The following is a 24,374-nucleotide window of genomic DNA, read 5'->3' on the forward strand; positions in this document are numbered from 1 at the left end:
ATGTTCTATGTTCTATGTTCTTTGTTCTAGTTTTAGGCCATAAGCTCAACGTTTAGCTTTTAGCGGCAGAATCCAACGCTGCAGCATTCGTGAGGTCCATTGTCACTCGCGGTACTTGCTTAGCTTTCGTTTTACTGTGTCTTTTGGCCAATAATGTATTACTGATGCTCGCGACCACAATGAGGTTAATGCCAATCATCTGTTGAGTAGAAAACACATCATCAAAGAACAAGCCCTGCCATAACGCGCTAAACAGCATGTTAGTAAAAATTAACGGAGCCAATTGAGATCCGCTGTCTGCCAACTTGTACGCTTTCGAACGGAAGATCTGCGTATTAATGGTGAATAGTGCCAACCCGAGTGCGCCCAGCCCAATCCAACGTAAGTCATCAAAAGACAACAGCGCCGATAAGCTGCCTGTGCTTTCAATTGCCTCAGGAGCCGCAGAGACTGAAGTAAACACAACCATAGGAATCACAATGATTGCCGCAACTAAAAACGTCCATGCATTAAGCTCTGCTGGCGAGAGGCTCGTCTTAGACGCTCGATATAAGCTGACTTGTGAGCCTGAATTAAACATGCCTGCCAACAAACCCAGCAACAGCGCCGGTCTAAAAAACTCTGATCCAAATTCAAACTGCGACCAATCCCCTGCCATCAGGACTACGCCAACAAAGGTTATCGCTAAACAAACGATGGTCGTTGTATGAATCTTAGTTCCGAATATTAATTTTTCTAACAACGGAATAAACAAAGGACCTGTACTGAATAACACTACACCTTCAACCAAGGTTAAGGTTTGCAATGACGTGAGGAAGCACCACTGACACGCCACCATAAAGATTGCACGCATCACCAAAGGCTTCCACATACCTCCCGATGGTTTGGTCACTTTGTAAAACATCAAGAATAAGAACAAAAACAGACTGGGTAGGAAAAAGCGTACAAAACTCAACAACGAAATGGGCATCGCTTCAGATAGATACTTGGCCATTAAGCCACTCAAAGACAAACTGAACGTCGACAACAACATGAAAGTCGTCGCCTTGGTAATATCAGACATAATTATCACCTCCTATGACACCCATTTTAGAGACGTGACGTGATGAAATATAGCGAGTAATATTAACGATAACTGTAAGGAAAACTTACCAATGAAGAAACTCGTTCCGCTTAAATCCGTTTACGCTTTCATTGCTGTAGCTGAAACTGGCAGCATGACCGACGCTGCTAGGGTTTTGTATGTCAGCCACTCTGCGGTAAGCCAAGCTATCAAATCACTGGAACAACGGGTCAACAAACCGTTGTTTCAACGTGTAGGTCGCCGTGTTGTGCTAAATGCCGCAGGTAAGCGATATTATCGAAAGGTCGCTCCCGCGCTCGAACAAGTAATCGAAGCCACAGAAGAATTGGCAAAAACACCTAACGATCATCGCATCACTCTCAACATGGTGAACTCACTCGCAATGCACTGGTGGATTCCCCGCGTCCCCGACTTCCAAGCTTTTGCTCCCTCACTCGATATCCGTATTTCCACTTTAACTGGCCCTTTTGATATCGAGCAGGAAGGCGTCGATATTGCCCTTGTGCACGGCAAACCGAATGAATGGGATCAGTATTACAGCGAAAAGCTCGGCGATGATGATCTGGTTTTAGTCTGCAGCCCCGCACTATTGAAAAACCAAATGGGATTAAGCGTTGAACAACTCGTGAAACAAAACCCAACTATTGGTGTCTTTAACCCTAGGCGAAAGCATGACTGGCAAGTGTGGTGCGATCATTACCAAATCTCTATGCCCACCTTCCACAGTAACTTAACGTTCGATGTTTCTATTCAAGCCGTACAAGGTGCAATTCGGTCACTTGGTGTATTGGTCACTCACCGCTTGTTTGTGAAAGATGACATTAGCCACGGCATGCTGGTAGAGCTTGGTGAGCCAGTGGCTAATCCACACCAAGATTTCTATTTTGTTTGCCCAAAAAACAAATTAAAACAAGAAAGTGTGCTAAAACTGAGAACATGGTTGAGGCATGAATTCACACGCTCAGAGACAACACTGAGCGATGTTATTCAAGAGTAAGACCAAACTATCAATCCATACAGCGAGTAACAGCTCATCAAGCTTACAAGAGGCCATTATGATTATTACCACCACTCAATCTGTTGAAGGCAAACGCATTGTCGATTACAAAGGGGTTATCGCCGGAGAAGCCATTCTAGGGGTGAATGTTTTCAAAGATATGTTTTCAGGAATTCGTGACTTTGTGGGTGGACGTTCTGGCACCTACGAGAAAGAATTAGAAAAAGCACGCAACTACGCCTTCAAAGAGCTAGAACAAAAAGCCATTGAAGCAGGCGCGAACGCGGTGGTCGGAGTCGATATCGATTATGAAGTATTAGGAACGGGTAATGGCATGTTGATGGTATCGGCGAGCGGTACGGCAGTGGTGGTTGCTTAGCCAGTGGCAAACCCATCGCTCAATAGCTCTATCCATCGAATAACGGATTCAGTCGCTTAATCATGTGATTCTCTAAAAAACGCCCCTTAGCTAAATCGCTAACTAAGGGGCGTTATTGTATGCGTTGCCAAGTTAGATTTGAATATCTCTAACTCGCGCGATCTGCGGGCTCAGAGAGCATGGCATCAAAAGAGGCAATTCGAGCCAAAAACTCTTTTCTATCTTTAGGCATAATTGAGCTTGCCATTGGTAAGTTCGCCTTCATTGCATCGACGGCGCGACCACGTACCAATACCTCAAAGTGCAAGTGCGGGCCAGTAATACGACCAGTAGCACCCGATAGCGCAATTTTCTGACCTCGCTTAATTTGCTGACCTTTCTTAACTAAGAAGCGGCTCAAGTGAAGATAACGCGTCGTATATACGCTGTTGTGTTCAATAACCAAATATTTACCAGCATACGGGTGGTCACGAAGTGCCACCACACGACCATCACCAGTTGAGTAGATAGGTGAACCTACAGGTGTAGCAAAGTCGGTACCATTGTGCGGTGAGATTCGTCCAGTTACTGGGTGTCTTCGTGTCGGATTGAACGAAGAAGTGATTCTTCGGAATTTTCTGTCGACTGGGTATCTATCAAAGGCTTGCTCTAAACTATTTCCTTCTCTGTCATAAAAAAGACCATCTGGTGCTAGAAAAGCTGCCACTTCTCGGTTTCTTAATTGAATTGAGATACCTTGAATTTCTGTTTTGCCCGTTAAGTGATCATCCGTGTACTGCTCTTTGACCAATACATTAAAGCTGTCACCTGCTCTCAGCTCACGAGCGAAGTTGACTTTGTCTTTTAGTGTGCGGGTGATATTGGCTATCTGGTTAGTAGTTAACCCCGCTTTATATGCTGACGTTGAAAAACTGCCATGAACGGTGCCCGTATAGAGCTTTTCCTTCCATTCGCCAGGAATTTCATTGAATTGGTAGTCAAAACTTCCATCGTCATTTCGAGTAAAGGCAGCTTGCTCTACCAAACTTTCATGGAAAATCAGCTCGACGAGTTGTTTAGAGTCACTATCCAAAAGCAACTCTAGGTGGTCACCAGGTTTTATTGTGTCGAGCTTCAAAGACTCCAGATCCGCTTCCATCACCTTTTGAACGGTTCCATAAGGCAGTTGCCATGACGAAAAGATGTTGCTTAGCGTATCGCCAACTTTCACAAAATAATGGACTTTGACCAAAGAGCTGGGAGTCTGTTGAGAGTCGACACCCCCCTCATCATTCGGTTGATAACCTTGATAAGGTGTTATTTTTATAGAGATTTCTGGTGCTGGCTCGGAGTGAAAAGAAAGCAAAGCAGCAAGGGAAAATGCACTGATAGCAATAACGATCAGGCCAATACGGAGGAACTTCATAAAATACTTAGCGGTTATAACGAGGAACTTAAAAAGTGTTATAACATAACAATTCAATCAAAAAAATAAATGAAATGTAAGAAACCATAGCGCGATAGGTGTGAAAGTATGGTGAGCATACAAAGCTCACCACCTTAGTTAACAAGGATCTTTACCTCACACATTACTCTTCACGAAGTGCTTCGAAGCGTTCTAAGCCGCGTAGCATCTCAAAGTCAGGTTCATCAGCCAATAACTCTCGCATTGAACCACTGGCTTCGATAGAGCGCTCTAAGTCATCGATCGCTTGTCCTTCAGCACCTAACCTTGCGTAAGCACAAGCACGTTGATACAAGGCGTGAGCGTTTTGATCGTCCACTTCCAACACGCGATTACATAAGCTCATCGCCCAGTGGTATTCTTGCATGTCCATTGCTGCATCGGCTTTGTAAGTTAGTGCTTCTAAATCACCCGGGCGGACTTTTAAGATCTCATCGTAGATTTCCATTTTCTGCTCAGCGGTTTGAGCATTCTGAGCCCTCAACCATAAATTATGAATTTCGTTGATGATTTCGATTTCACGGTTGTTCTCTGAGATAATTCGAGTCTTACGCTTAAGATCCCTTTCAAGAACGTTAAACTTCTTCTCATAGTCTTGAGCAATCGAGTTGAGTCGCTGATCAGCCATCTCTTTAGTGGTGTGTTTCAACTCTTTGAGCGATTGCCAACCTACCAATGCAATCAAGGAAGCAACACCAGCAATAATATAGAAGAAATAGGTTACGGTTACATTGGCGTAATTCAACGACTTATCTGCGACAGAGAGTTCACGATCGGTCATTTGGATCGTTAAACGCCTTTCGAGATCTTGTTGCTCCATGCGCAATTGCTTCAACTCATCCAAGATGTAACGTTCCATCAATGGTCTATCCAAATACTCTTGATCTGAGTACTTAACCTCTTCGTTTGCAAAACTCATCGTGCTGAACACCGAGATAACCGCAATCAATAAGATTCGAAGCATTATACATTCCTTATATATTTAGCTTTAAACTAACTGTATCTCGTTATAGGCATACAAGCTAGGAAGTCGGCAAGTTTGCCTTGTTTGTATTGGAATTAACACTTTAAAACATCATTGATAATTATAAAACACTTGAAGCAACATCATTAATTTCTAATTAAGGAGAATACGGCGTATTACTGTTCGATATAATTAATTCGCGATGAAAATATACTAAAAGCTAGTTTTTGCATCTATTTGAAAATTGTTGTTATAACATTCAGAACGAGGTTAATTTGAATAATCCACGATACGATTTACTAAGCCGTGTGCTGCACTGGGTGATGGCTTCTGTGATCATCTATGCAACTACCGCAGGGTATGTAATGCACTTTGTCACCGGTAATCCAGAGCTATTTTCTTTCTTGTCAGTGCTCAACATGTCGCTGGCTACTGTCGCTACTCCTTTGTTGGCGATACGATATGTATGGAGTCATTTTAGAACCTCACCGCCCATGCCTTCATCTGTGGCTACTGGTCAAGTATGCATTGCCAAGCTCGCCCATTCACTCATGTATCTCGTTATGTTCATGGTTTTCAGTACTGGTTATTTAATGCTTAAAGAACCGTACTCATTATTTTGGCTGACGACCGTCGATAATCTAATAACCGCCCCCGCAATCAACAGCTTCTTTTTCTATTTACATCGTGCCAGTTGTATTGCCCTTGCTTGTTTGATCCTTTTGCATATTAGTGCAGCGCTCAAACATCACTTCATTTCTAAGAATTACGTGTTGAAGATGATGATCTAGATTTAAATAATACAAACTTTTTAGCACAAACAAAAAAGCCATAGCGTGTAAGCTATGGCTTTATTCAATCTATTTAAGTGCTCAGTTCTTTTGAGTATCGAGCATCACTTGCCAATATTCACATTTGGCTAAGAACTCTTTTAAATAGAGCTCTGGATTTTCAAGTTTTTCGCCGCCTTTTACATCAGCGCCAGTCACTCGCCAAAAGCTACGGGTAACGAGATTTCGATGATAAATAAAATCGCTGATTTCATTTTTTTGCAAAGGAAGTTGCTCACCAAATTTTTGCGCGTACAAACTCAACGTTGAGTCTTGCTCACATGGCTTCTCTCTTAGAAAAGTATCCAAGTCCAAGCCTAGTTGATGTTGCGCTTCCTTTGGTAGTGCTTTAGCTAACTTAGAGATAACACTGAACAGAGCCAACTCAACCTTTTGAGACGCTAATAACGATGCACCTAAAAGCGCATATTCATTGGAAATGTGTTGCTCTGTTGATGAAACGGTTGCTGTTGTCACTGGTTAACCTCAAATAATCATAACGGATGTTACTGAACTGGTAGAGTCTTTTTACTAAGCTGAGACTTTTAACAAAACGCGGTCAGCATCAATAATGGTGAATCCCGATGCATCTTCATTCTTTTCGACTTGCACTAAACCTTTAAAACCAATCTGCGACAGCTTCTTTGCAAGTTGAGCTGGAGCTGTTTCAAAAATAACATTCATAAAAGGTAAAGACTCAGCATCAACAAAACCATGCTCATTAAACAGTTCCATTGCTTGAGATAAATGGTCTGAGTCGGTTAATTCGATAATTTCTACAACTTCTTCCAACAACATTTTCGATTCCATATTCGCCAGAAAGTGACTGACACAAGCACTTACGTTTGCTCGCATACATCCCGATGCCCGAAGACACCCCTTTAGTAGTAGGGAAATCATAACATATTAATAATCGAAAAATATGTTTAATTTCTCCTAAGTTACTGGGAATCTTAGAAAAGAATAGAAGTTGGTGAAACATAAGCAACACCAATCCATATTGTTGAAACGGCGACCTGACTTGAGGGGATCAGGCGACCGTTGCTTGAGAGTCGCTTGTTTTCACAATCGATTCCTTCAACAAGCCGGCATAAATGCCATTGTGCGCCACCAGGTGGTGATGATTACCTTGTTCAACAATTTCACCCTTTTCCAACACGAGAATCGTGTCCGAGTGACGAACGGTACTCAAACGGTGTGCAATCGCAATCACGGTTTTATCTTTGAAAAGGCGCTGCATTGCTTTTTGAATCAGGTCTTCAGTGATTGAATCTACCGAACTGGTCGCCTCATCAAGCATCATCAATTGCCCACCCTGTGCAACCGCTCGTGCAAAGGAGATAAGCTGCGTTTGCCCCACAGACAAATTGGAACCGTTCTTTTCCAAATGGAAGTCATAACCTTGAGGGAGTTGTTCAATAAACTTATCGGCATAAACATAGCGTGCAGCCTGTTCAACCTCAGGTCTAGATAGATGCGTTTTACCCAGAGCGATATTGAATTGGATGGTCTCTTCAAACAAGTGCACGTCTTGCATCATCATTGAGAATAAATGAGCAGAGTCTTCGCTTGAAATCTGCGACAGCTCTATTCCATTCAATAAAATGCTGCCTTCATAGTCTTGGTAGGTTTTAGAGATCAGACGCAGAATCGTCGACTTGCCCGAACCCGTCGAGCCCACAAGCGCGATTTGATGTCCTTTCTCCAATACAAACGAGACATTCTTTAGAACGTAAGGAGAGTCGTCCTTGTAACGAAAGCTCACGTTCTTAAACTCAAGGCTCACAAACTGTTCGAGTTGTTTCTCAACCTTGTTAGATGGCAGCAGGTTGCGTCCTTCCTCTTCAGTCGGCTCAACAAACAGCTCCTCAATATGGTCAAACGCTGCAAATGAACTCTGAATCGAAGCGATCTGCGAAGTAAAGTCACGAATCGGAACAAACACCTTCTCTAAGGTGTTGATGAACGCAATCAGCACACCCAAGGTGAGTGCCCCTTCTAACACTTGCTCAGAGCCATACCAGATCATGATCGCGATGGTGATAGAGGTGATACCAGAGATAAACGAGAACAAAATTGCATCGTACTTATTTATCTTCTTCTGTGCTCTTAGAAACTCATCGGTATAGCCTTGATAACGACGCTCGACTTGATCTTCCGCTCGGTACATCTGAACGGTTTTCATGCCAAGTAAGACTTCTTGTAAAAAGCCAATACCGCGAGCAAGCGAAGAACGAGTCACCTTATATAAGGCTCGAAGTCGGTTTCTCACATAGACCGTCAAATACATCACTGGCGGCATAATGATCAATACAATCACCGTTAACTGCCAGTCAATGAAGAACATCATCACCAACAGAGCAATGGTATTGATGCTGTCTTTAACTAGCCCTACAACCGACTGAACAAACGTCTCGCCGATGGTTTCCAAGTCACTGGTTAATCGTGAAAGCGTGACGCCAATCGGTGTGTTATCAAAATAGCTGCGCGGCAGTTTGAGCACGCGAGCAAACAATACTGAGCGCATGTCAGTTATCGTGTATTGACCAGTTTTACGCAGGTTGTACGAATAGGTGGTATCCACCACATAGCTCGCTACCAGCACGGCAACGAGATAGAAGACGTATTCGAGCAGTCCATCCATATCCCCTTGGCTCAGGTGAACATCGATCACTTGGATGATCAGCCAAGGGAACAACAAACTCGTGATGACAGAAAGAGGAAGCATAGCGATACCCAGAATCGCAGAGCCTTTGTATTTCTTAGCAAACTTAAAAAAGTGCTTGAGGTACTTGAGATCAACACCTTTTAACATGCTGCTGCCTCCGTTTCATTCTGCTGTAGTTGCCATGTATCGTAATAGTAATCACAGGTTTTCAATAATGTGGCGTGGTCGCCCTTCGCGATCACTTTGCCTTCGTTCAACACGATGACTTCATCCATATATTCAAGGGCATTAACGCGGTGTGAAACCACAAGAACCGATTGATTTTCCAAACGCTTAAACAAACCTTCTAAGATCTTACGTTCTGTTTCATAATCGACCGCAGACAGAACATTATCCATGATGATTAAGTCGGTTGGCTGCAATAAAGCACGCGCAATACTTAAGCGCTGCTTTTGACCACCAGACAACATGATCCCTTTCTCACCGACTAAGGTTTGATCGCCGTGTTCAAAACGTGTCACATCACTGGCCAACTGGCTGAGCTCTAGCACTTCATCAACCTGACTCTTTGCCAAATCGGTATCTAGGCTACCAAAGCGGATATTATCTTCGACGGTTGCTGAAAACAGATAAGGATCTTGAGTCACGGTTTTCACGTAACGGCGCAAGTCACTGCGTGAGAAGCTAGTAACATCTCTTTCACCTAGGAAAACAGAACCTTCGGGTACATCCAAGTGATGGTTCAAACAATTCACTAATGTCGTTTTGCCCGCTCCGATCCCGCCCAACACACCCACTTTCTTACCGGCTGGAATATCAAAGCTGATGTCATCAAGGATCAAGCGTTCTTCACCTGCGTAACTAAAGTTGAGGTTGCGAACGGAAAACGTTTTTCCCTTGAGCGACTCAACGTCTAATTCAGTCAGCTTATCTTCATCTAGCTCTGGCACTTTGGCATTAAGAATGGTCTGTGCACTCTGAATACCGACCATGCCTCGCTGGTAAATGGTCGCGATTCTACCTAATTGCATCAATGGCATTGCCAACAAAACCGAGTAAGTCAGAAAGGCGGTAATCTCACCTAGGGTCAGCTCTTGTCTCATTAACATGTAACCACCTAGCCCAAGAATGATGATTTTCATCAGGTCATTGGCGTAGTCGAGTACTGGCATAAAGAAGACTTGAATACGTGTGATTTTAAGGCGGCATTCAAGTAATAATTGATTAAGCTTTTCAGTTTCAGCTTTCACCCAAGGTGACATTTGCTGGCTCTTAATTAGATCGATCCCAGAGAGGTAGCTCATTAGCTGAGCAGACAAGTTTTGTAGACGTTTCATGTGCTCTAAATGCAGCGTTTTCATACGCTTGAAGCCCACACGGAAAATCACAAAAGCGATTGAGATAGGGATAATCGAGTAGAGTGTGAGTTCTGGCGATATGCGCCACATGTAAAGAGGCGTCAGCGACAACGCAAGCAACGCATTGAAGAACTGCAAGAAGCCAACACCAAATAGCAGTCGAATACCACTAAGGTCATTGTTGATAATCGAGATCAGTCGACCCGAAGCAAAGCGTTCGTGAAAGCTGCTCGGTAAGCGATTCAACTTTTGTAAAAGGGTACTTTTGAGTGCGGCCTCTGTAATTCGCCCCGGGTTAAGCGCATAAATACGAGATAAAATTCTCACCACCACCATGGCAACTGACATCCCGACCACAATCCAAACATAGGTTTGAAGCTGTTGATGGCCAGTTGAAGAGGCATCATCAATCAAATCTATCGCCAATTGGATATAGCGAGGGATCTCTACTTGTAACCAGTTGACGAGAAAGATGAACACAATCGCCAATAAGTACGAGGTGCGATTCATCCGCAGATAATGGGCAATAAACTGTCTTTTATTCATAGTATTCTTTGTTTAGGGCAGGCTCACAGCGAGATTTAACTATATAACCGGGCAGTTAAGCTAGATAGGTTCATCGCTGAGGTAAAGATACATCAAAAACACTTAGTTGACAATATCAACCATATTCAATAATTAGTTTCCGCTATTAAATTTTAGCATTGCTAGAAACAACTTTGCCGCCAAAAGTGGCGGCAAATAAATAGCTTAGCAGGCTAATATTGATAACGGCTAAAGCATCTCTTTGGCAATCAAATGCAGCAAAAAGGTTTCACGTTCAATACTCATGCCTTTCTTAGGGCTCTCTGCCATCGTCTTTTCGTTATGAGCGATCGCTTCATGGATATTCATCCACACAGGTTTCATCCCATTTTTCACTTCATAATCTTCGTAAGCAGTTTCACCAAGCTCACGATCAATCTTGCATGAGTAGCAGTAAGAAATCATGTGCATCATATCCGCATCGTCTTTGTACCAAGGACGAAACTCTTCAAAAATACCGAACGGCTTGATGCTATGGATATTCTTCGCGCCAGTCTCTTCTTCGAGTTCACGAACCATACCTGCGATCACATCTTCCCCTTCATCCAAACCACCACCAGGAATGGTGTAGTCGTGATAACGCTCTGTATACAGCATCAGAATGTCTTCACCATCCAATACAATGGCACGGGCAGCGTTGCGCTTATAGACCGTTTTATTGTCTAGATAGTCGATATCAGGGTGGATGGTTGTTTTTAGGTGTCTCATGATTCTGACTGCTCTACTGAATTTGGCGGCATCATATCATAATCATCAATAGATTCGAGGTTCACAACCGCCAACCAGAACTGATCGGACGGGGATATTCTAACGGTAACTTGAATCCACTTAGCTTGATCTAACACTCAAAAAGCAGTTAAACATGAAGAAATATCATCCTATTTCAATATCTTGACCAAATTAGGACAACCTTTTCTGAAATCTAAAATATACTAATTTCATAGAGCTTCTCATTTAGTTCTGTAGAACTTAACGCATTCGATTATAGAGTTATCACGTAGGAGATAGACATGAAGAAAATTGGTTTGATGGCTGTATGTGCCGTTGTATTAGGCGGTTGTGCAAACGACTATGCAGAATATAGCGAAGGCCAACGTGTTTCAGTCGCTAACCCAGCAGCGGTTTATTGTGTTCAACAGGACGGTGAATTAGACACGGTTACTGAAAACAATCAGCGTACAACTTACTGTGTATTCGATGACGGCGAGCGCATTGAACAGTGGGAGTACTACCGTAATAACCAAGAGCAAGAAACTGAAAAGTAATCACTTCTATTACAAGCTTCCCATCTCAAAGCTTTAAAACCCTCCCCCTAAAAATTCAATTATGTTACGTAAACCGCTGCCATAAGGCAGCGGTTTACCGTACATACACCAATTGAACACCGTTTTATTTCTGACATAACTCTGACATTAGCCTAATCTAGGCCGATAGAATGCCTGCCTGTTACAAATATTTACAAGTAGTGTTGATTATGAAAATACAAACAAAATCGAAAGAACAAACTCAAATGTCACTTGAGATACCAGAGTTCAACCTATCTCAGTCGACCTCTGCGGTAATCTACAAACGCTGTCAAACAGCACTGGTAGTTTTAGCGATTGGTTTTATAGTCAACCTTGCAATCCGCATTGATTTCGTTTTCTTGAGTGGAAGAATCGGTGAAAATTCAGTCACTGAAATGCTACAGCAATTCCTTTTAATCGTCTCTTCTGGCGCATTTGCTTACCTCGCTAAAAAACGTCCTGAGGTAAAACATGCCGCTATGTTAATCAGCGCATTTTTCGCCGTAATGTTCATCCGAGAATTAGATTATTGGTTTGACATGATCGTGCATGGCGCTTGGGTTGTCCCTGCCCTACTGGTTGCTGGTAGCGCAATCTTCTATGCAATTAAAAATGGTAAACGAACCATTGATCAGCTTGCGCTTATTCTTGCATCCCCACACATGAACATGCTGGTTACTGGTGTTATGCTTTTAGTTGTTTTCTCTCGGTTATTTGGCATGGGTAGTTTTTGGCATGGCGTAATGGGAAAACATTATATAAGTAATGTTAAGACCATCGCAGAAGAAGGTACAGAGCTTCTAGCTTACTGTCTGATTTCTTTTGCGAGTTTAAAGACCGTTATTGGCATCACGAGAAAGAAATAATCATCTATCGCCACCAGCGATGTGTGTGATCCGATTCCGGGTCTAAATATCGATTTAATAAAGTCAGGTTAGTGTCTAACAGTGCTAGATATTCCCTGACTTTTTTTATGTCAGTATCCACTGGAGTCTGTTGAATACAACGCTCCAAAACCGGAAGCAGGCTTTCCACGATACCAAAAAGGGACGAACGCCCTACCAATCCTTTTGCTTTCGCCAACGCTTCAACGGAGAGCCTTTCAGGCTTTTTCCTCACCATATCTAAATCTCGCTTGAATGCCCCAGCATCGACGCCTTCAAGGTAAACTCGGTAAGTCGTTAATACATCCATCAACAAAAATAGTTGGCCTTGAGTCGTTTGGTGCGGGTATGGAACCGCAACATGAGCATCCAACCTGCGATATATTTGCAGCTCTACCCCAAGAGCGGAACACTTCTCGATGAGAACTTTAAGCAAACCTTGCTCATCCATGAGCGATTGAATCTCGAATATGCGTTGTAAGTGGTAGTCATTAGAAACGAATGTCACCTGCACACTCTGCCCGCGAGTAAACAGCCCGCTTTTAATCATCTCTGAGGCCAAGTTCTGTATGTTCTCGACAGTATTGGTCGAGTGCTGCTCGAGCAAAATCGCCCCTAAGGAAAACGGATGTTCACGCTGCTTTTCAAGCATTCTAAAATACTGGTGCATCGCATCGGCTTCAGACAGTGTTTGCCCTTTTGTTACTCCACCACAAAACGCAACGGCGGTTTGCTGGTTCGACTCTTCTACCAAAGGCTCCGCCAGATACCTCACCAAGGCATCAACTCGACTGATTCCTTCATCAGTCAATTTATTCTCATTAAGTCGCTTACCCAGCACAATAAGGAGGTGATTAATGCTCATTTTATGTTCAAGTCTCGTTTTGGGGATTAGATGGAGTGAATTATGTATACAATACTTGTTAACAAAAGTATTTTGAAATTCTTATATGTTGCTCGCAATAATGCTCACTATTGATAGCGACATCTTAGGTAATACAAGAATAGACGTGTCGCTTTACAGCAAACATAGCACGCTCTTGTATTTCATCGCTCTATGCTTGTTAGCACTGGTCGATAAAAGAGCCCTTTCTATCAATGAATACGCTCAATCACATAACTGTTTCACCCTAAGAACAGGTTCACTCAAAGAAGTGAAACTAACTAAATACAAATTTTACACAGAGTTCGTTCATCGAACCGTCTTCACAGGAAGTTACTATGCTGTCTATTTTTGATATCTACAAAATTGGGGTTGGGCCATCCAGCTCCCACACAAATGGACCAATGATCGCTGGGTTTAACTTTACCCAAAAAATTGATGCTCAGCTTAAGCAAGTGAAGCGTATTCAAATCGACTTATACGGCTCGTTATCATTGACGGGTATTGGTCACCATACAGACAGAGCGACCTTGTTAGGTTTGCTAGGTAACCGCCCCGACACCATTAAAATTACCAGTGCTAACCAAGCTATGCGCAAGGCGATTGAAGAGAAATCTCTATTGGTTAGCGGCAACCATGAAATTCATTTCGATGTAGAAAGCGACCTGCTCTTCCACAAAACTAACCTTCCGTTACATGAAAATGGCATGACTATCTCCGCCTTTGACGCAAGCGGTAGCCTTCTGGATATGGAAACCTACTATTCGATTGGTGGCGGCTTTATCGCAACCGCTGATGAGCTACAAAACGGCAAACAGGAAGCAGAAACACAAGTTGAGTTCCCTTTCTCTTCTGCTGATCAGTTGCTTGAACTATCAGAACAACAAGGACTTAGCCTTGGCGGCTTAATTCTGCGCAACGAAGTTTCCTTCCAAGGTATGGATGTGATTGACCAGAAAGCCGACCAAATTTGGAAAGTGATGTCTCTGTGTATGCAGCGTGGCTTTGACACGGAAGGCATTCTTGATGGCGGCCTAGAAGTAACACGTCGAGCGCCTGCTCTTTTGAAAAAGCTTGAAGCGAATGCCTCGATTGAAAACGATCCAATGGAGATCATGGATTGGATTAACCTATTTGCCTTTGCCGTAAGTGAAGAAAACGCAGCAGGCGGCCAGGTCGTGACATCACCGACTAATGGTGCTGCTGGCGTTATTCCTGCGGTATTAATGTACTACCATCGCTTTATCAAAGAGCTAGACACTAAGCAGCTTAAAGACTTCTTGGCAGTCTCTGGCGCAATCGGCATCTTATACAAAACCAACGCTTCGATTTCTGGCGCAGAGGTAGGTTGTCAGGGAGAGGTTGGCGTATCTTCATCAATGGCTGCTGCTGGCCTAACTGCCCTACGTGGTGGTAGCAACGAGCAAATTTGTATTGCGGCTGAGATCGCGATGGAACACTCACTAGGCATGACGTGCGATCCGATCGGTGGCCTTGTACAAGTACCATGTATTGAACGTAATGCTATGGGTGCCATGAAAGCCATCAATGCATCACGGATGGCGTTGAAGCGCACCAGCAAGTGTCTTATCTCGTTAGACAAGGTTATCGCAACCATGTACCAAACAGGTAAAGACATGAACAAGAAATACCGCGAAACGTCTTTAGGCGGCCTAGCCGTGATCCACATGGCACCACCGTGTGAATAGCAGACAAGAACACGGGTGGAGAAAGCCTCTATAGAGATGGCATTCTTGTAAACTTAGTTTTCAATATCTCAACAAAGCCAGCCACCACGCTGGCTTTTTTATTGGCTAAAGCCCAACAGCCAATTGAAAGTGATACTCACTCAAAATAACTTACAGAATGACTACCTCTAACTTTCCCTTTATTAGTTCATTACTTAGCCACAAATGATGATGGCTAAATTTCATACTGCCATGCATCCATTAGCAAAATCTAACGTTGCAAATTTCATTCATGAGAAATATGAATGTACTCATAAGAAAAGATATATCGAGTAAAGTTCTGTTTGGGATAAATGTTTCAGTTTATGTATTGCTACTAATGATATTATAATCGGGTAATTACACTACATATCAATACAAACGTGAGAATAAAATAATGTGGAATAGATTAAACAAATCAATGATGTTCTGCCAAATGATGTTCGGACTTTCGTTCTATGGCGTCATGGTGATCTTGACTCGTTTCTTCCTTGAAGATCTGAACTACAATGAAGCCGACACCATGATGGTTGTTGGTGCTTTCTCTGCAATTGGACCGCTATTTGCTATTGCAGGTGGCTTTATCGCCGATAAGTTTTTAGGCGCTTACCGATCTTTAACCATTGCCTTCTTAGGGTTCGCAAGTGGTTACGTTCTACTGGTACTTGGTGCAGCAGCAACCAATGTGCCGATGGCATTATGTGGTATCGCTTTAGCAAGTTATGCACGTGGTTTGATGTCCCCTTCTTACCCAAGCCTTTACAAACGCACGTTCAAAACTCAAGAAGATTTTGAAAACTGCTACCCAATCAACTACTCAGTAAACAATATTGGTGCTCTGCTAGGTCAATACTTATTCCCAATGCTAGTGCTTGTTGTTGGTTTCCACGGTGGTTTCCTTCTTTCAGCGGTTCTAGCAGGTGCCGCGCTTCTAATGATGATCTTTGTTCGCAAAGGCCTTGTTGAAGCAAGTGCTGAAATCGACCAAAAACCAGTAAGCACGAAAAACTGGGCAGCCTTCCTTGTTCTTTCTGCTGCGATGATTGGCTTAGTATTCTTCATGTTCTCTAACATGGATATTGGCCAAAACATCGTATACGCGATTGGTGGTGCAGCGATTATCTACTTTGTCTCTTTGATGATGAAATCGAAAAAGTCAGACATGCTGAAAATGGGCACTATCTTAATCATCACATTTCTAACCACCTGTTTCTTCGTTTACTACGGTCAGATGATGACATCGATGACAATGGTAGCGATCAACACAATGCGTGGTGACCTATTTGGCTTCATCCCTGTTGCACCTGAAGCTTCAATGGCAATGAACCCACTATGGTGTATGGTTGCTGGCCCTATCATCGCGGGTATCTTCTCTAACCTAGAAAAGAAAAACATTAACTTCTCTACGGCAACCAAAGTAGGTTTTTCATTTATTCTAACGGCTATCGCTTTCGGTATCCTGACAATGGCAGTGACTACAGTTGGTGATGACGTCCTGATTCGCCCAGAAGTGTTCCTAGCGATTCACTTCTTCCTAGCATTTGGTGAAGTAATTGTAGGTTCAATGGTTGTAGCCTTCATCCTGTCTGTTGCACCTAAGCACATCGAGAACTTCTCAGTAAGCTTGTTCTCTGTTGCAATCGCTCTTTCAGGTATTGTTGGCGCGGTATTCTCAACGTCTATTGCATTAGAGAAAGGTCAAGAAATCACGCAAGAGATCGTACAAACAGTTTACGGCGATTACTTCCAACTATTAACTATCCTAGCGGTAGTAATGGTTGGTATCGCAATGGCAGCATCGTTCATTATTCGTAAGATGCTAGACGCAGCGAAAGCCGCTGATGAAACGATTGAACTAGAGCAAGCAAACAGCTAATAACACTCTTATTCAGCAAGCTCGTTCATCAAGCCCTTTAGTTTTCTAAAGGGCTTTTTTTCGATATGGATATCAAGATAAATAGATGTCAGGATTGGTAGGTAACTAGATGGAGGTTCAGGTTACGTTGCGCTGTGTAAATAAAAGTAAATGATAACCATTAGTATTGAGTGTTTTCCTGTTCAGGATTATGATGTGAAAATCAAAATCTAAGAGAGCCTTATATGAGCAAGCCTAGCCCTATCACATTAACCGTTACTCAAACCTCAACCATTACACCGAATATGCAACGTATAACGCTTAGCGGTGAAGGATTAAGTAAGTACCCAACCGAATGTGCCGGCGGCTACATCAAGCTTTTGTTCTCGCCACTCGGCACCACAGATTTAAGCCAACTGAACGAAGGTGAGCGCCCAACCATGCGCACTTACACCATTCGTCAATACAACCCAGTAGAAAAGTGGATTGAGGTTGATTTCGTTCGTCACATCACCACAGACCTGCAATGTGGCTTTGCTGCAAGATGGGCAATGAACGCAGAAGTAGGTGACACAGTTTCAGTGGCAGGCCCTGGATTAATTCAAGGGCTGAATCTAGAATCGGATTGGTTCTTCTTGGTGGCAGATATGACGTCGCTACCTGCGCTCTCTGCAAAAGTAAAAACACTTCCGGAACACGCAGTAGGCCACGCTGTCATTCAGATCAATTCAGCAGCAGATAAACAAACGCTTGAAGCGCCTCAAGGCATCAAAGTCACTTGGTTAATTGAAGATGAAACCTCAGAATCCCTTTCACAAACGGTTCGCAATTCAGAATGGTTAGACGGTCAGGTTTCAATTTGGACAGCGTGTGAGTTTGAAAGCATGCGCGAGCTGAGACAATACTTCCGAAACGAAAAAGAAGTCGCGAAAGAGAACATCTACATTAGTAGTTATTGGAAGCGTGGCGTCACTGAAGATGGCCATAAAGTATTGAAGCAACAAGATGCTCAAGCTTTAGCGGGTTAAGCCTGTTACTACATACATCTATTAAGCTAGATAAATAGAAAACGCCCTTAACGACATCACTATCGTTAAGGGCGTTTTAGTTTGAATCCGATAAAGAGCAAAGCTGAAATGTAAGATTAGATACTCTCACCCACTTCAATCTCATAACCAAGATCCAGCTTTGCTACCCATTCATTGTTACCTTGCAAACGCGCTACAACTTGCTCTGCAGCGACTTTACCGATCTGCTCCCTAGGTGTTACTACAGTCGCTAAACGCGGCGTCATCGCCACTGTAATGTCGTGTCCGTGGAAACCTGCAATCGCCATCTGCTCTGGTACTTGAATACCACGTCGTACACATTCGTAAAAAGCACCAATGGCCAAATCATCGTTAGTACAAAAAATGCCATTCACTTCAGGGTGCTTCTCAAGTAATTCACCAATCAGCTTTGCACCAAGAGTAAACGAGGAAGCGTCTTCCGTTTGCAGCGTTACTGGCGTTTTGTCAGCTTCTTTCATCGCATGCTCGTAGCCCGCCATTTTCAAGCGAGTACGTTCATCCATACGTGCCGCTAAGTAAGCGATATTGGTACGCCCTCGGTCGAGCATGGTTTTAGTCATCGCTCTTGCCGCTTCGAAGTTATCAAAGCCGACGGCTTGCTCAATTCTTGGCGATACCGAATCCATAATCTCAATCACTGGGATAGAAACAGTCTGCAGCATCTTACGCGCTCTATCAGTGTGCACATTTTCTGAAAGGATAATCGCGTCAACGTTGTAAGAAAGCAGCGAAGCGATGCTTTGCTCTTCCAGTTCAGCGCTATAGCCATAGTGGGCAATCATGGTTTGGTAACCCGCAGGCGCGGTGACTTGCTCAATACCACGAATAACTTCAGCAAAAACTTGGTTGGTTAACGAGGGGACCAAAACACCAATCGCATTGCTTTTTGCGTTGGAAAGAATATCTGGTGCACGGTTATGGATATAACCTAGCTCGTCTACTGCATCGCTGATCTTATCTCGCAGTGCTTCTGATACTTGAGATGAGTCTCTCAGGCAGCGACTGACGGTCATTTTGGTGACACCAACTAAGTTGGCAACATCTTGTAATGTGGGACGTTTTTTCTTATTCGACATAATTAGTAATTATTATTTTTGAGTTATGTTACTGGTAACAGTGTATCCGACTGACGTGGAATTTGAAGCCTAATTTAGTAAAATATTGATACAGCGTCATAATTAAAAACGCCCTCTTGTTGAGGGCGTTATTGATTGTTTAAGCGTTTACTTTTACTTCAGTTCTCGGAGACTGACTCCAAGTGACATGGAATTTTTCGGCTTCCTCTCTATCGACTCGCGAATAGGTATGAGAACCAAAATAGTCACGTTGCGCTTGCAATAGATTCGCTGGTAGCACTTCACAGCGCAGAGAATCAAAGTAACTTAATGCAGAACTAATTCCCGGCATCGACACACCATACAAAGCTGAGTTAGCAACGGCGATACGCCAAACAAGCTCACGCTCTTCCACTTGTTTGATGAAAACCTCGTCAAACAACAGGTTCGCCAGCTCACCATTTTGTTGATAAGCCGATGTGATACCTTGTAAGAATGCTGCACGAATAATACAACCTGCTCGCCAGATCTTAGCTATTTGAGTGAAATCGAGATTCCAACCCTCTTTGTCTGACCCTGTCTTTAATAAATCAAAGCCTTGTGCATAAACAGACAACTTGGCGCAATATAGAGCATCATGAAGCTCAGAAATAACTTCTGTTTTATCCAACTGACTCGCATCGGCAACATTGCCTTTAAGAAGCTTACTGCCATGAACGCGTTGTGATTTCTGACCGCTCATCGCACGTGCATAAACCGCTTGAGCAATGGTTGGGGTTGGACACCCTTCTTGAAGGCTGTTAACTGCTGTCCACAATCCCGTGCCTTTCTGCCCTGCTTTATCAAGCACAACATCAACGAATGGCTTACCCGTCACCACATCTTCTTGTTGAAGAATGTCGGCACTGATTTCCATCAGGTAACTATTAAGTACGCCAGTATTCCATTGCTCAAAGACTTGCCCAATCTCTTGAGCTGGCATTTCAAGCACATCACGCATGAAATGGTACACTTCGCAGATAAGCTGCATGTCGGCGTATTCAATACCATTGTGAACCATCTTAACGTAATGCCCAGAGCCCGAAGGGCCAACATACGCTGCGCACGCTTCACCCGCTTCAAACTGAGCAACCGGTAACCCATTAGCATCCACTTTTGCAGCAATCGCTTCCCACATCGGTTTCACATATTGCCAAGCCGATTGGTCGCCACTCGCCATGAGCGCCGGGCCAACACGAGCGCCTTCTTCCCCACCAGAAACAGCGGTGCTGAAGAAACGAAGCTTGCCTTTGTAGCTCACTTCGCGTTCCTCGGTATCTGTCCATAAGCTGTTACCTGTGTCGATAACAATGTCGTCGCTCTCTAAACCGGCTTCTAGCAAATTACTCACTACGATATCGACAGGTTTTCCTGCAGGAACGGACAAAGCGATGACACGCGGCTTAACTAGCCCTTGCAACACATGCTCAAGGCTAGTCCCTTTTGTGAACTGGCCTTTACCAGTAAACGATTCATTAAGCAGCTTTGCTTCTGTACTGGCACGTTCAATGTTGTCTGTATTCAAATCAAAGCCAGCAACGTTAAAACCGTTATCAAGTAGGTTGAGTGCGAGGCTTTTTCCCATCACTCCTAAACCAATCATCGCAATATCGTTTTTTAACTGAGTCATGGTTTAGCCTATCTGCTTAATTTGTTTGAGTGCACTTTCTACTACCTGTTCGACATCTTGTGAGATATCCACAAACAACGCATCGGCTTCATTCGGCTCAACCAAGGTTGCGAATTGGCTCATTAGCATTTCTTGACCATTGAAGTAATGGTTCTCGCGCGCTTTATGGCGGTTCCAAATGGTGTCGAAGCTACCTTGTAGGTACACGATAACTAAGCCTTCGTTGCTCCTACGAAGAATATCTCGGTACTTCGGCTTCAATGCCGAGCAAGCAATTACGGCACTTGGCTGCTCAAGGTATTGTTTGTTTAGTGTTTCTAGCCATCCTTGACGATCTTCGTCAGTCAACGGAATACCTTGGCGCATTTTTTCAACGTTGCTTTGCGGATGGAAGTCATCACCATCAAAGAATTGGAGGTCTAAAGCCTGCGCGATACGGCTACCAATCAGGCTTTTTCCGCATCCAGATACGCCCATCACGAGTATTTTTTTGCTTTTCATAAGGCAAGCCTTCCCTAAGCCCCAACTAAAACTGGGGTTGACAATCGAATCTAATAGTTAAACTTGTGTTGCTGATGATCGGTTCCTGAACATTAGATTCGCTCTGGAACCTTTGCTGTTATTGCCACCAAAGCGCGAGCTGAGGAAAGATAATAACCAGTGCCAGAACCAATACTTGAAGTGCAATGAACGGCAGTAGTGAAGAGAAAATCTCACCCAAACTGATGTCTTTTGGTGCTACCGATTTTAGGTAGAAAGCCGCAGGACCAAACGGTGGTGACAAGAACGACACCTGCATGTTTAGACAGAACACCACACCAAACCAAACTGGGTCAAAGCCAAGGCCAGTGATGATAGGAACGAAGATTGGCATCGTTAGAAGTGCCACACCTACCCAGTCAAGGAACATACCTAGTACCAACAAGATAGCCATCATGATTAATAGCGTTACTGTCGCGTTACCGCCACTGAGCGCAAGGATGGTTTCTTCAACAAAATCAATACCGCCCATCAGGTTGTAGATACCAACCAATGCACTAGCACCGATACCAATCCACATGATCATGCCGCAGGTACGCATGGTTGCGATGGCACTCTCTTTCAACATGCTGAAATTCAACTCACCACGGATAAGCGCACTGATCATGATGCCAACCACACCCAAAGCAGAAGCTTCTGTTACTGAAGCGATACCCGTGTAGATACTGCCTAGAACTGTTGCTACAGAAAGCAGTGGGAAGAACAGAGCCTTGAAGTAGCTTGGCTGATTTGCGATATCTTCTTCTGTCTCATCATCACTCGGAAGAGGAGCCAGAGAAGGATTCAGCTTACAGCGAATCAACACGTAGCCGATGTAACAGCCAGCAAGAATAAACGCAGGTAAGAAAGAAGCTTTGAACAGGTCGCCAATCGATACGCTGGCTGTCATACCGTAGATGATCAGTACGATACTTGGCGGAAGCATGGTACCAAGTGCGCCACCGGCACAGGTTGTACCGATAGCAAGCTTACGGTCATAACCCAAGCGAAGCATTTGTGGCAGTGCAAGAATACCTAGTAGTACCGTTTCACCACCGATAACACCTGACATTGAAGCCAGTAACACGGCTACCAATAACGTTTGTACCGCCACACCACCGCGAACTTTACGGCCGACAGATTTCATTGCATCAAACAGGTCACGCGCGATACCCGAACGGTCTAATAAAGCCGCCATCAATACGAACATCGGTACTGCTAAGAACACATAACCAGAAGCAAAACTGTAGGTACGGCTTGCGATCAAAGGTAAGGCATCAGGGCCAAACCAGCATAGAGTAAAGAAAATCGCGACAAAGCCTGTTACGAACGCTAGCTGCATACCGGTCAGTAGCAAGCCAATCATCATAACCAGCATGAGCAAGCTGCCCCATGCGATACCAATAGAAGATAAATCAAACATCGTCATTCTTCCTTAGACCCATCAACTCTTGGATTAGGTGCAATACAAACTGGACAACAAGAACACACAAAACGACAAAAATCAGGCCTTTCAGCAACGCAGGGTAAGGCGCGTTTAACACTGAGCCTGATGTTTCAAGGCGGAATTCACCCCATGGTGCAAACCATGCTTCCTCTGCGGTAAAGTAAGCCGCGTAAGCGAGCATGCCAGCAAAGGCCAAACCCACAATGTGGTGAACAAGATTAAGATATTTGCGTGCTTGGTTAGACACTGAATCGTAGATAAGAACCACACGCACGTGCTTATTCGCAGCAAACGCGTAGATACCACCAATAATGAATAAAGAACCACCGATGAAAGAAGCTGTTTCATGTACCCATGTGGTCGGGGCATCGAATGCGTAACGCATCACAACTTCATAAAATGAAATCAATACAGTAAAAATAAACAACCAGCTAACGAGATTACTGAACTTTATAACTAAACGATCGAGCGCATTTCTTGGTTGCTCGTCATTTTCAGCTGGGGCATGGGGAGTTTTGTCTGTCATGGGCCAAATATCCTGGGAAAGAACGGGAGAGCAATGCTCTCCCCCTTCAGTAAGCTAAGTTTGAGTTACAGTAAGCCGTTTTCTTCTAGGGACACAGTCACTGAAGTGTAAACTTTCCCTGCGTTATCAGAACGCTCTGCAAATACTTTCCATTGACCTTTCGCGATTTCACGGAACTTCTTACGCTCAACTTGAGACCAGTCGTGGATTGTGATTTCTGGGTTGGCCTGTGCTTCTTTCAGTGCCGCTTGGTCAGCCATTTTCAGCTGAGTTGTCATGTCGTAAGAAAAGTCACGAACTGATGTTTGAAGAATCGTTTGTAGGTCAGCTGGCATCTTGTCCCATTTCTTCTGAGAAATAGAGATATCAATAAGCGGTAATGAGTGGAAGCCCGGTTGAACTGGGTGTGTTGCAATGTCGTTCATGCCCGCTTTTTGGTTTGTTGAAAATACCGTGTAGTCTGCAGCATCAATTACGCCTTTGCTTAGGCCAGTAAATACTTCAGAACCCGGTAGGTTAACTGGAGTCGCGCCTGCTGCTGCAAATACTTGTTGTACTAAACCTTCAGGAGCACGCAGTTTCAGACCTTTAAGATCCGCTACACCATCGATTGGCTTTTTAGAAATAAAAGACTCAACACCCGTTGTAGAAGCACCAACGAACTGAACACCGTAAGGTTTATACAGCTCGGTCATTAGTTCGTTACCGCCGCCGTAGTTCATGTACTGAAGCAGTTGTGTTGTGTCTGACCATGCGCCAACCATGTTACCGATAAGGCCGAATGCTGGATCTTTACCAGAGAAGTAACCTGTTGCTGTGATGTGACCATCTAGGATACCCATTTTGATCGCGCCTAGCGTTTCCGTGTGCTTAACCACGGCACCAACAGGAAGAAGGTCGATATCAATACGTCCGTTAGACATCGTTTCTACGCGCTCAGCCCACTTCTGCTGAACCTTAAAGTTCAAATCACCAGATGGGTCTGATGATTGAATCTTAAGTTTAAAGTCTGCAGCCATTGCTGAAGTAGCAAATAGACCAGTGAGGGAAGCGGTAATCAGCGTTTTAGTCAGAGCTTTCATTTGGGTATCCTTATGAGTTTCACAGAGTCCGGCTTGCTATTATATGTTACCGGTAACGTTGA

23 protein-coding genes are annotated in these 24,374 nt (G+C 43.8%); 8 read left to right on the forward strand and 15 right to left on the reverse strand.

Translation table 11 applies throughout. The features are described from left to right. Positions 1-52: 52 nt before the first annotated feature. Positions 53-1,063 (reverse strand): DMT family transporter, encoded by a 1,011-nt coding sequence (locus OQJ75_RS06310; protein WP_265971828.1) that lies wholly within the window; start codon positions 1,061-1,063, stop codon positions 53-55. Positions 1,064-1,154: 91 nt separating this feature from the next. Here OQJ75_RS06310 and OQJ75_RS06315 point away from each other — a divergent pair, with 91 nt between their 5' ends. Further along, positions 1,155-2,081 carry a LysR substrate-binding domain-containing protein gene (locus OQJ75_RS06315; protein WP_265971826.1) on the forward strand — a complete coding sequence of 309 codons (927 nt, stop codon included), beginning with the start codon at positions 1,155-1,157 and terminating at the stop codon, positions 2,079-2,081. Positions 2,082-2,139: 58 nt separating this feature from the next. Then, a complete protein-coding gene (locus tag OQJ75_RS06320) occupies positions 2,140-2,460 on the forward strand; it encodes a heavy metal-binding domain-containing protein (protein WP_004730185.1) in 321 nt (106 codons plus the stop codon). A 148-nt stretch (positions 2,461-2,608) separates the two neighbouring features. Here OQJ75_RS06320 and OQJ75_RS06325 read toward each other — a convergent pair whose 3' ends face one another. After that, the gene (locus OQJ75_RS06325; protein ID WP_265971797.1) at positions 2,609-3,865 is read right to left on the reverse strand and encodes a peptidoglycan DD-metalloendopeptidase family protein; all 1,257 of its coding nucleotides are present in this window, start codon (positions 3,863-3,865) and stop codon (positions 2,609-2,611) included. A gap of 163 nt (positions 3,866-4,028) precedes the next feature. Continuing rightward, a complete protein-coding gene (locus tag OQJ75_RS06330) occupies positions 4,029-4,868 on the reverse strand; it encodes a tetratricopeptide repeat protein (RefSeq protein WP_248376062.1) in 840 nt (279 codons plus the stop codon). 275 nt (positions 4,869-5,143) lie between these two features. On the opposite strand from OQJ75_RS06330, the gene OQJ75_RS06335 reads away from it, so the two are divergent. After that, complete coding sequence (locus tag OQJ75_RS06335; protein WP_260811532.1) at positions 5,144-5,659, forward strand: cytochrome b; 516 nt, start codon at positions 5,144-5,146, stop codon at positions 5,657-5,659. Positions 5,660-5,740: 81 nt separating this feature from the next. Here OQJ75_RS06335 and OQJ75_RS06340 read toward each other — a convergent pair whose 3' ends face one another. From OQJ75_RS06340 to OQJ75_RS06360, 5 genes are all read right to left on the reverse strand, one after another. Continuing rightward, entirely contained in the window at positions 5,741-6,175 is a 435-nt protein-coding gene (locus OQJ75_RS06340; protein ID WP_248376060.1) for a hypothetical protein, read from the reverse strand. Between the two features lie 54 nt (positions 6,176-6,229). Then, positions 6,230-6,496, reverse strand: coding sequence for a hypothetical protein (locus OQJ75_RS06345; protein WP_265971793.1), 267 nt, complete (start codon positions 6,494-6,496; stop codon positions 6,230-6,232). 232 nt (positions 6,497-6,728) lie between these two features. Continuing rightward, entirely contained in the window at positions 6,729-8,513 is a 1,785-nt protein-coding gene (locus tag OQJ75_RS06350; RefSeq protein ID WP_260811529.1) for an ABC transporter ATP-binding protein, read from the reverse strand. After that, a complete protein-coding gene (locus OQJ75_RS06355) occupies positions 8,507-10,270 on the reverse strand; it encodes an ABC transporter ATP-binding protein (protein ID WP_265971792.1) in 1,764 nt (587 codons plus the stop codon). The genes OQJ75_RS06350 and OQJ75_RS06355 overlap by 7 nt, the downstream gene beginning before the upstream one ends. Before the next feature lie 228 nt (positions 10,271-10,498). Then, entirely contained in the window at positions 10,499-11,017 is a 519-nt protein-coding gene (locus OQJ75_RS06360; RefSeq protein WP_265971790.1) for an NUDIX hydrolase, read from the reverse strand. A gap of 302 nt (positions 11,018-11,319) precedes the next feature. Between OQJ75_RS06360 and OQJ75_RS06365 the strand changes: the two genes are divergently transcribed. Then, positions 11,320-11,574: a DUF333 domain-containing protein gene (locus tag OQJ75_RS06365; protein WP_265971788.1), complete on the forward strand. Its 255-nt coding sequence runs from the start codon at positions 11,320-11,322 to the stop codon at positions 11,572-11,574. 209 nt (positions 11,575-11,783) lie between these two features. Then, a complete protein-coding gene (locus tag OQJ75_RS06370) occupies positions 11,784-12,461 on the forward strand; it encodes a hypothetical protein (protein ID WP_265971786.1) in 678 nt (225 codons plus the stop codon). A 4-nt stretch (positions 12,462-12,465) separates the two neighbouring features. On the opposite strand, the gene OQJ75_RS06375 is transcribed toward OQJ75_RS06370, so the two are convergent. Next, the gene (locus OQJ75_RS06375; protein WP_265971784.1) at positions 12,466-13,344 is read right to left on the reverse strand and encodes a YdcF family protein; all 879 of its coding nucleotides are present in this window, start codon (positions 13,342-13,344) and stop codon (positions 12,466-12,468) included. Positions 13,345-13,700: 356 nt separating this feature from the next. On the opposite strand from OQJ75_RS06375, the gene OQJ75_RS06380 reads away from it, so the two are divergent. The 3 genes from OQJ75_RS06380 to OQJ75_RS06390 all read left to right on the forward strand — a co-directional run bounded on the left by OQJ75_RS06380 (position 13,701) and on the right by OQJ75_RS06390 (position 17,972). Further along, positions 13,701-15,071, forward strand: coding sequence for an L-serine ammonia-lyase (locus tag OQJ75_RS06380; protein ID WP_248392997.1), 1,371 nt, complete (start codon positions 13,701-13,703; stop codon positions 15,069-15,071). Between the two features lie 415 nt (positions 15,072-15,486). Beyond that, positions 15,487-16,965, forward strand: coding sequence for a peptide MFS transporter (locus OQJ75_RS06385; RefSeq protein ID WP_265971782.1), 1,479 nt, complete (start codon positions 15,487-15,489; stop codon positions 16,963-16,965). Between the two features lie 224 nt (positions 16,966-17,189). Beyond that, positions 17,190-17,972 carry a siderophore-interacting protein gene (locus tag OQJ75_RS06390; protein ID WP_017079678.1) on the forward strand — a complete coding sequence of 261 codons (783 nt, stop codon included), beginning with the start codon at positions 17,190-17,192 and terminating at the stop codon, positions 17,970-17,972. Positions 17,973-18,088: 116 nt separating this feature from the next. Here OQJ75_RS06390 and gntR read toward each other — a convergent pair whose 3' ends face one another. From gntR to OQJ75_RS06420, 6 genes are all read right to left on the reverse strand, one after another. Then, positions 18,089-19,090 (reverse strand): gluconate operon transcriptional repressor GntR, encoded by a 1,002-nt coding sequence (gene gntR, locus OQJ75_RS06395; RefSeq protein WP_265971781.1) that lies wholly within the window; start codon positions 19,088-19,090, stop codon positions 18,089-18,091. A 139-nt stretch (positions 19,091-19,229) separates the two neighbouring features. Beyond that, positions 19,230-20,738 carry an NADP-dependent phosphogluconate dehydrogenase gene (gene gndA / locus OQJ75_RS06400; RefSeq protein WP_265971780.1) on the reverse strand — a complete coding sequence of 503 codons (1,509 nt, stop codon included), beginning with the start codon at positions 20,736-20,738 and terminating at the stop codon, positions 19,230-19,232. A gap of 3 nt (positions 20,739-20,741) precedes the next feature. Continuing rightward, the gene (locus OQJ75_RS06405; protein ID WP_265971779.1) at positions 20,742-21,239 is read right to left on the reverse strand and encodes a gluconokinase; all 498 of its coding nucleotides are present in this window, start codon (positions 21,237-21,239) and stop codon (positions 20,742-20,744) included. 118 nt (positions 21,240-21,357) lie between these two features. After that, entirely contained in the window at positions 21,358-22,680 is a 1,323-nt protein-coding gene (locus OQJ75_RS06410) for a TRAP transporter large permease (protein WP_017059512.1), read from the reverse strand. Then, positions 22,673-23,230 carry a TRAP transporter small permease subunit gene (locus tag OQJ75_RS06415; RefSeq protein WP_265971774.1) on the reverse strand — a complete coding sequence of 186 codons (558 nt, stop codon included), beginning with the start codon at positions 23,228-23,230 and terminating at the stop codon, positions 22,673-22,675. The genes OQJ75_RS06410 and OQJ75_RS06415 overlap by 8 nt, the downstream gene beginning before the upstream one ends. A 65-nt stretch (positions 23,231-23,295) precedes the next feature. Next, positions 23,296-24,312 (reverse strand): TRAP transporter substrate-binding protein, encoded by a 1,017-nt coding sequence (locus OQJ75_RS06420; RefSeq protein WP_265971773.1) that lies wholly within the window; start codon positions 24,310-24,312, stop codon positions 23,296-23,298. Positions 24,313-24,374: the final 62 nt, after the last annotated feature.

Origin of the sequence: Vibrio sp. 14G-20 (assembly GCF_026241515.1) — a bacterium.
In the GTDB taxonomy this organism is placed as follows: Bacteria; Pseudomonadota; Gammaproteobacteria; order Enterobacterales; family Vibrionaceae; genus Vibrio.

Coding starts and splice junctions, on each gene's coding strand:
- OQJ75_RS06310 (WP_265971828.1), bottom strand. CDS start 1,063: ATGTCTGATATTACCAAGGCGACGACTTTCATGTTGTTGTCGACGTTC.
- OQJ75_RS06315 (WP_265971826.1), top strand. CDS start 1,155: ATGAAGAAACTCGTTCCGCTTAAATCCGTTTACGCTTTCATTGCTGTA.
- OQJ75_RS06320 (WP_004730185.1), top strand. CDS start 2,140: ATGATTATTACCACCACTCAATCTGTTGAAGGCAAACGCATTGTCGAT.
- OQJ75_RS06325 (WP_265971797.1), bottom strand. CDS start 3,865: ATGAAGTTCCTCCGTATTGGCCTGATCGTTATTGCTATCAGTGCATTT.
- OQJ75_RS06330 (WP_248376062.1), bottom strand. CDS start 4,868: ATGCTTCGAATCTTATTGATTGCGGTTATCTCGGTGTTCAGCACGATG.
- OQJ75_RS06345 (WP_265971793.1), bottom strand. CDS start 6,496: ATGTTGTTGGAAGAAGTTGTAGAAATTATCGAATTAACCGACTCAGAC.
- OQJ75_RS06350 (WP_260811529.1), bottom strand. CDS start 8,513: ATGTTAAAAGGTGTTGATCTCAAGTACCTCAAGCACTTTTTTAAGTTT.
- OQJ75_RS06355 (WP_265971792.1), bottom strand. CDS start 10,270: ATGAATAAAAGACAGTTTATTGCCCATTATCTGCGGATGAATCGCACC.
- OQJ75_RS06360 (WP_265971790.1), bottom strand. CDS start 11,017: ATGAGACACCTAAAAACAACCATCCACCCTGATATCGACTATCTAGAC.
- OQJ75_RS06365 (WP_265971788.1), top strand. CDS start 11,320: ATGAAGAAAATTGGTTTGATGGCTGTATGTGCCGTTGTATTAGGCGGT.
- OQJ75_RS06370 (WP_265971786.1), top strand. CDS start 11,784: ATGAAAATACAAACAAAATCGAAAGAACAAACTCAAATGTCACTTGAG.
- OQJ75_RS06375 (WP_265971784.1), bottom strand. CDS start 13,344: ATGAGCATTAATCACCTCCTTATTGTGCTGGGTAAGCGACTTAATGAG.
- OQJ75_RS06380 (WP_248392997.1), top strand. CDS start 13,701: ATGCTGTCTATTTTTGATATCTACAAAATTGGGGTTGGGCCATCCAGC.
- OQJ75_RS06385 (WP_265971782.1), top strand. CDS start 15,487: ATGTGGAATAGATTAAACAAATCAATGATGTTCTGCCAAATGATGTTC.
- OQJ75_RS06390 (WP_017079678.1), top strand. CDS start 17,190: ATGAGCAAGCCTAGCCCTATCACATTAACCGTTACTCAAACCTCAACC.
- gntR (WP_265971781.1), bottom strand. CDS start 19,090: ATGTCGAATAAGAAAAAACGTCCCACATTACAAGATGTTGCCAACTTA.
- gndA (WP_265971780.1), bottom strand. CDS start 20,738: ATGACTCAGTTAAAAAACGATATTGCGATGATTGGTTTAGGAGTGATG.
- OQJ75_RS06405 (WP_265971779.1), bottom strand. CDS start 21,239: ATGAAAAGCAAAAAAATACTCGTGATGGGCGTATCTGGATGCGGAAAA.
- OQJ75_RS06410 (WP_017059512.1), bottom strand. CDS start 22,680: ATGTTTGATTTATCTTCTATTGGTATCGCATGGGGCAGCTTGCTCATG.
- OQJ75_RS06415 (WP_265971774.1), bottom strand. CDS start 23,230: ATGACAGACAAAACTCCCCATGCCCCAGCTGAAAATGACGAGCAACCA.
- OQJ75_RS06420 (WP_265971773.1), bottom strand. CDS start 24,312: ATGAAAGCTCTGACTAAAACGCTGATTACCGCTTCCCTCACTGGTCTA.